This is a genomic window from Micromonospora inaquosa, assembly GCF_003857055.1.
GTDB classification, from domain to species: Bacteria; Actinomycetota; Actinomycetes; order Mycobacteriales; family Micromonosporaceae; genus Micromonospora; species Micromonospora inaquosa.
This window is the reverse complement of sequence record NZ_QGSZ01000396.1, coordinates 22600-29189: the sequence shown is the minus strand read 5'-3', so window position 1 is coordinate 29189 and position 6590 is coordinate 22600. Positions and strand designations below refer to the sequence as shown.

The 6590-nt window shown below is 71.2% G+C and carries 6 protein-coding genes; 5 read left to right on the top strand and 1 reads right to left on the bottom strand.

All coding sequences use genetic code 11. From position 1 onward, the window contains the following. On the bottom strand, positions 1 to 1066 hold a 1066-nt coding region (locus DLJ59_RS35600; RefSeq protein WP_124778498.1), incomplete at its 3' end, for a glycosyltransferase. A gap of 24 nt (positions 1067 to 1090) precedes the next feature. On the opposite strand from DLJ59_RS35600, the gene DLJ59_RS35595 reads away from it, so the two are divergent. From DLJ59_RS35595 to DLJ59_RS35575, 5 genes are all read left to right on the top strand, one after another. After that, positions 1091 to 1951 (top strand): Fpg/Nei family DNA glycosylase, encoded by an 861-nt coding sequence (locus tag DLJ59_RS35595; protein ID WP_124778497.1) that lies wholly within the window; start codon positions 1091 to 1093, stop codon positions 1949 to 1951. Between the two features lie 262 nt (positions 1952 to 2213). Further along, positions 2214 to 3785 carry a sugar transferase gene (locus DLJ59_RS35590; protein WP_167493931.1) on the top strand — a complete coding sequence of 524 codons (1572 nt, stop codon included), beginning with the start codon at positions 2214 to 2216 and terminating at the stop codon, positions 3783 to 3785. Positions 3786 to 3824: 39 nt separating this feature from the next. Next, positions 3825 to 5051 carry a sensor histidine kinase gene (locus tag DLJ59_RS35585; protein WP_124778495.1) on the top strand — a complete coding sequence of 409 codons (1227 nt, stop codon included), beginning with the start codon at positions 3825 to 3827 and terminating at the stop codon, positions 5049 to 5051. A 23-nt stretch (positions 5052 to 5074) separates the two neighbouring features. Next, positions 5075 to 5836: a LytR/AlgR family response regulator transcription factor gene (locus DLJ59_RS35580; protein ID WP_124778501.1), complete on the top strand. Its 762-nt coding sequence runs from the start codon at positions 5075 to 5077 to the stop codon at positions 5834 to 5836. Positions 5837 to 5901: 65 nt separating this feature from the next. Then, a complete protein-coding gene (locus DLJ59_RS35575) occupies positions 5902 to 6564 on the top strand; it encodes a DUF5701 family protein (protein WP_167493930.1) in 663 nt (220 codons plus the stop codon). Positions 6565 to 6590: the final 26 nt, after the last annotated feature.

Genomic DNA, 6590 nt, shown 5'->3' with positions numbered 1-6590 from the left:
AACCCGCACCGGCCCGGCCGCCGCCCCCGGCGACGGCCGAGGCGACGGCGGCCGGGCCGGTGCCGGCGGGCTCGTGCGGGGCGTCGGCCCCGAGCAGGTACGGAATGCCGCCCAACGCCGTACCCAGCACCGGCCGGCCGCTCGACAACGCCTCGATGATCACGGTGGGCAACACGTCGTGCCACATCGCGGCGACGATCACCACCGCGCTCGCCTCGACTGCTGCCCGCACGCCGGCCCGGTCGAGCTGACCGAGGTAGACCACGTCGGGCCGCTCGGCGGCGGCTGCCTCCACGAGGTGGCGCAGCTCACCGTCGCCGGCCACCCGCAACGTGCCGAGCGCACCGACCGGGTGCCGACGCCAGGCGTCCAGCAGCAGGTCGACGCCCTTCTCCGGGGAGAGCCGGGCCATGTAGAGGAACCCGTCACCGAGCGGCGCCGGTCGACCCGGGTCGGGTACGGAGTTCGGCTTCACCACGATGCGTTCGTCCGGAATGCCGTAGTCACGGAGGTGGTCGGCGATCGCCGAGGTGAGCGCGATGTACCGATCCACCGAGCGCCAGGTGCCCCGGTGCACGGCCAGGGTGGTCGCCATCAGCGCGCTCTGCGCCGCCGAATCGCGGTAGCAGCGGTGCTTGATCGCCGGCACCCCCAACACCCGGCCCTTGCAGTCCTGACAGATCACCCCGTCGCGGAAGTAGATCCCCGACGAGCAGACCTGCCGGTAGTTGTGCACCGTCTGCACCACCGGCACGCCGTGCCGGTGCGCGGTCCGCACCACCCAGGGCGAGAGCAGGGGGTACGGGTTGTGCAGGTGCAGAACGTCCGGTCGGTGCTCGGTGAGCAGCCGGCTCAGGTCGTGCTGGGCCCGCGGAGCCCAGATCGGCGAGATCGGCAGCAGCGCCTTCGCCGCCTTCGACATCGACGGGATCTCGTCCGAACTGCGGATGAAGGGCAGCACCTCGACGCCAGCGGCGGTGAGCTGCGCGATCTCCGAGTCGACGATCGTGTTCTCACCGGAGGGCTGGGCCTCCCGGTACCGGTTGTGCGCCACCACGATTCTCACGGGAAAGAAGGCTACCGTTGTGTCGTGCCCGAGCTACCGGAGGTTGAGGCGCTCGCGGGTTACCTGCGACAGCGCGCGGTGGGGCGACGTGTCGATCGGCTGGAGATCGCCGCGATCAGTGCCCTGAAGACGTACGAGCCGGCGCCGACCGAGGTTGCCGGCCGGGCGGTGGTCGACGCCAGTCGGCACGGAAAGTTCCTCGATGTCCTCTTCGAGGGTGGCCTGCACCTGGTGGTGCATTTGGCGCGAGCCGGCTGGCTGCATTACCGGGAGGCGTTCCCCGCCACCACCCCGCTGCGGCCGGGCAAGGGCCCGATCGCGGTGCGGGTGCGCCTCGACGACGGTTCCGGCTTCGACCTCACCGAGGCGGGCACCCAGAAGAAGCTGGCCGCGTACCTGGTCACTGACCTCGCGGCGGTGCCGGGAGTGGCCAAGCTGGGCCCGGACGCGCTCGCCGCGGATCTGCCGACCTTCACCGAGCGGTTGCGGAGCCGGCGGGGGCAGGTCAAGGGGGTGCTGACCGACCAGTCGGTGCTGTCCGGGGTGGGCAACGCGTACTCCGACGAGATCCTGCACGCCGCGAAGCTGTCCCCGTTCGCGATCACCGATCGGCTCACCGACGCCCAGATCGCCACCCTGCACGCCGCCACCCGACAGGTCCTCGGCGACGCGGTCGAGCGGTCCCTCGGTCAGCGGGCCGCCGAACTCAAGGGTGAGAAGCGCTCCGGTTTGAAGGTGCACGCGCGTACCGGGCTGCCCTGCCCGGTGTGCGGGGACACCGTGCGCGAGGTGTCGTTCGCCGATTCCAGCCTGCAGTACTGCCCGACCTGCCAGACCGGCGGAAAGCCGCTCGCTGACCGTCGGTTGTCCCGTCTCGTACGGTGAGTAATTCCACTCGGTGATTACGGAACGGAATCGCCCTTACTGTGTCGAAGCTCCGGTCCGCCGGTCCCGTTTGGCGGGTATCCATCGGTATAGTGGCCCGGTCCCCGGCTTCTGATTGGTGTGGAGCCGGCCAGTTCCCGCCGCAACCATCGGTCGCCAATCTCCTTCGGGGCGGCAACCGGTCGGGCCCGCGTGGGAGACTGGGACGGTGGGCGACCCGGGCCTTCACGCCGAGTGAGCGGCCCGTGTCATGCGGGAGGACATGGGTGAGGTGACGGCAGGCCTCCAGCGCCCGGTAACCAACGAAGGCCGGAGCAAACTCGTGCGGCACGTCGACAGCTTCGAGATTCAGCCGCCGACGCCGCCTACGCACAACGGTGTACCCCGGTCGGCGTGGGCCAGGGCGCGACGTCGCGTCTCCCGCTGGCACCGCCCCTACACGGCGATCCTGCTGCTGCTCGACTTCAGCGCGGCCGCGTTCGCCAGTTGGATCGCGATCCAGCTCTTCGACCAGGCCGCCTCCGGGTTCTCCGGCACCAAGCAGGACCCGACCTGGTTCCACACCATCTCCTACCTCCTGCTCCCGCTCGGCTGGGTCGTCATCCTCTGGGGCAACCGGGCGTACGACCGGCGCTATCTGGGGCTCGGGCCCGACGAGTACAAGCGGGTGATCCGGGCGTCGGTGACGGTGGCCGCGAGCGTCTCCTTCCTCGCCTTCGCCACGGTGACCCAGCTCTCCCGGTTCACCGTGGGCACCGCGCTGGTCGGTGCGGCACTGCTGATCCTCTGGGGCCGGTTCGTGGCCCGGTGGGCCCTGCACTACATCCGCCGGCAGGCCGGCCAGGCCGCGCACCGGATGGTGCTGGTCGGCACCCTGCCGGAGTGCCTGGAGGTCTACGCGGCGGTCACCCGCAGCCCGTCCGCCGGGCTGATGCCCGTCGCCATCCACATCACCAACGGGTACGCGGCGGCCCGGGGGGTGCCGACCCCGGTGCCGGTGTACTCCGGGCGAGACGTGCTGGCCCTGGTCCGCGAGGTCGGCGGGGACACCATCGCCGTCTGCGGGTCGGCCAGCGCCGAGCCGGGTGAGCTGCGACGGCTGGCCTGGCAGCTGGAGGGTTCCGGTGTCGACCTGGTGGTCGCCCCGCAGCTCACCGACATCGCCGGCCCCCGGGTGCACATCCGGCCGATCGAGGGTCTGCCGCTGCTGCACGTCGAGGAGCCGACCCTTTCCGGCCCGGCGCTGCTGGCCAAGAACCTGCTGGACCGGGTCGCCGCCGGCCTCGGCCTGCTGCTGCTGTTCCCGCTCTTCGTTGCCATCGGCGTGGCGATCCGGATCTCCGACCCCGGGCCGGTCTTCTTCCGCCAGCCCCGGGTGGGGCACGAGGGGCGCACGTTCCGGGTGTGGAAGTTCCGGACCATGTACGTCAACGCCGAGGAGCGGCTGGCCAGCCTGGTCGACCGGAACGACACCGACGGCATGCTGTTCAAGATGAAGGAGGACCCGCGGGTCTTCCCGGTCGGCCGGTTCCTGCGGGCGACCTCGCTGGACGAGCTGCCGCAGCTGATCAACGTGCTCTGGGGCGAGATGTCGCTCGTCGGGCCCCGACCGCTGCCGGCCGACGATGGTGACTTCCTGGGTGACGTGCGCCGCCGACTGTTGGTCCGCCCCGGCATGACCGGGCTGTGGCAGGTCTCCGGTCGCTCCGATCTTTCCTGGGACGAGTCGGTGCGACTGGACCTCTACTACGTCGACAACTGGTCGCTCGCGTACGACCTGAGCATCCTATGGCGCACTGTCGGGGTGGTGCTCGCCCGCAAGGGCGCGTACTAGAGGGTTGGCTGGCCGGCTCGCAGGGGCGAGGATCGCTGCGTGGCTGCCAACCTCTCCGCCGTGGTCGGCGTCGTCTCACTCGTCACCGCGCTGACCGCCGCCCTGTTGGCGGTGCTGCGGCTGCGGGCCCGCCGGGGCATCGCCACCGCCACCCAGCGGGCCACCTACGAGGTGCTGCACACCGCCGGGCTGGCCGCCGAGCCGCTGCGGGCGGGGTTGAGCGACGCCGGCGCGGCGAAGGCCGTACGCCATCTGCGGGCTCTGGTGGGCGCTGTCGGGTTGGCGCTCACCGACGCCGACCGGCTACTGGCCCTCGACGGACGGGGCACGCACCACGGTGAGCAACTGCTCGCGGCGGCCCAGCGGACGGTGGACACCGGCCGCTCGACGGTGCTTGGTGAGCAGGAGCTGCGCTGCGACCGGGTCGACTGCCCGGTCCGGGGGGCGGTGGTCGCACCGTTGCTGGGGGCGGACGGCCGGGTGGTGGGCGCGCTGGTGGCGGTCGCCGACAGCCCACCACCTCCGGGGTTGGTGCAGGCCACCCTGGAGACGGCGCACTGGGCCGGAAACCAGCTGGCCCTGGCCGAGCTGGACTCGTCGCGGGAGCGGCTGGCCCGCGCCGAGATCCGGGCGTTGCGGGCGCAGATCAGCCCGCACTTCATCTACAACGCGCTGACCGCGATCGGCTCGTTCGTGCGCACCGACCCGGAGCGGGCCCGGGAACTGATTCTGGAGTTCGCCGAGTTCACCAGGTACTCGTTCCGGGCGCACGGGGAGTTCACCACACTGGCCGAGGAGCTGCGGTCGATCGACCGTTACCTGACCATCGAGCGGGCCCGGTTCGGCGACCGGTTGCAGGTGCGGTTGCAGATCGCGCCGGAGGTGCTGCCGGTGACGTTGCCGTTCCTCTGCCTCCAGCCGTTGGTGGAGAACGCTGTTCGCCACGGGTTGTCCCGCAAGCCGGGCACGGGCATGGTGAGCATCGAGGCCCGGGACGCGGGGGCCGAATGTCACATCACGGTGGAGGACGACGGAGTGGGAATGGATCCGACCACACTGACCGCCGGCATCGCCGAGCTGGCCCGCGGCACCGGCGACCCGGGTGACGACACGGGCCAGCACGTCGGCCTCTCCAACGTCGACGAGCGGTTGCGTTCGGTCTTCGGGGACCGGTTCGGCCTGGTCGTGGAGACCGGCCTGGGCTCGGGCACGAAGGTGAGCATGCGGGTGCCGAAGTTCCACCCCGGCGTGCGGGCAGGCTCGTGAGCGAGCGGACCGGGACGGGCGTGGTGAACGCGTCCGGTTTCCTGCGCGTCCTCGCGGTGGATGACGAGCCGCCCGCGCTCGACGAGTTGGCGTACCACCTGCGGGCCGACCCCCGGGTGGCCCGGCTGCACACGGCCGGGGACGCCACCGAGGCGTTGCGGCTGCTGCGCGACGCCGATGTGGACGTGGTCTTCCTGGACATCCGGATGCCCGGCCTGGATGGCATGGAGCTGGCCCGGGTGCTGCGCCGCTTCGCCCGCCCACCGGCGATCGTGTTCGTGACCGCGTACGACGACGGCGCGGTGGACGCCTTCGATCTGGGCGCTACCGACTACGTGCGGAAACCGGTTCGCGCCGACCGGCTGGCCGAGTCGTTGCGTCGGGTGATCGGCTCGCGGGTGGTGCCGTCGCACCCGGCTGCGTTGGCTCGCGCGGAGGAGGACCCGACCATCCCCATCGAGTTGGCCGGCACGACCCGGATGCTGCCCCGTTCGGCGGTGCGGTGGGTGGAGGCGCAGGGCGACTACGCCCGGTTGCACACGGCGGAGGGGTCGCATCTGGTGCGGGTCTCGCTGGCCACGCTCGCGGAGCGCTGGGCCGATGCCGGTTTCGTCCGGGTGCACCGGTCGTACCTGGTGCAGTTGAAGTTGATCGCGGAGTTGCGGCTGGTCAACTCCGGCTACGTGGTGGTGATCGACTCCACCGAGCTGCCGGTGAGCCGGCGGCACACCCGGGAGCTGAAGGACAAGCTGGTCAGGGCCGCGAAGCAGGATTGGAGTCGCTGAGCCGGGAATGGGAAGCACTCTGCCGTACGTTGTACGATAGTCCGTACGACTTCCGGGAGGCTTGCGTGACCGAGACCCCGTTCAACGCCGAATCCGAGTTCGACAATCAACTCGACCGACTGGTGCGGCTCGGTTATCCCGCCCTCGCCGGGCTGACCGAGAACACCTTCCGCGACCTGGTCGCGCCGCTGCGGGCCACCGCGGTCGAGGGCACCGCCGGGCTGCCCGCCCCCACCGACGCCCGGGTGCCGTTCCTGCTCGTCATCACCCGCGACCTGATCGGGGTGCCGGAACGGGTGGCGCTGACCACGCTGGCCGGCAAGCGCAAGCCCGGCGTCGTCGACCGGAACTACGCCGAGGACGACCTGCCCCGCTTCGACCCGATCAAGGAGCTGGAGGTGCCGGCCGGGCCGGCGTACCTGCTCTTCGACATCGACCGGGGCGAGGAGTTCCGCAACCTGGCCCCGGCCACCGCCCTGGAGAAGATCACCGCGCAGGACCGGCTGCCGCTCTCCATCGACGAGGGCCTCGCCTTCATCACGCTGCACCCGGCCTCGTTGGCGAGCAACAGGTGCTTCTCGCTGATCGGCTCCCGCTGCGGCGACAAGCGGGTGCCGGCGCTGTGGATCAGCCAGGGCGCGCCCAAGCTCGGCTGGTGCTGGTACGGCAACCCGCACACCTGGCTCGGCTCCGCCTCAGCCCGACCGGAACGCATCGGCCTGGAGTGACGCCGGGGGGGCGGGCGGCTTCCGGT

What these genes read in the sequence shown, in the direction of transcription:
- DLJ59_RS35590 (WP_167493931.1), top strand. Translation starts at nt 2,214, where the DNA reads ATGGGTGAGGTGACGGCAGGCCTCCAGCGCCCGGTAACCAACGAAGGC.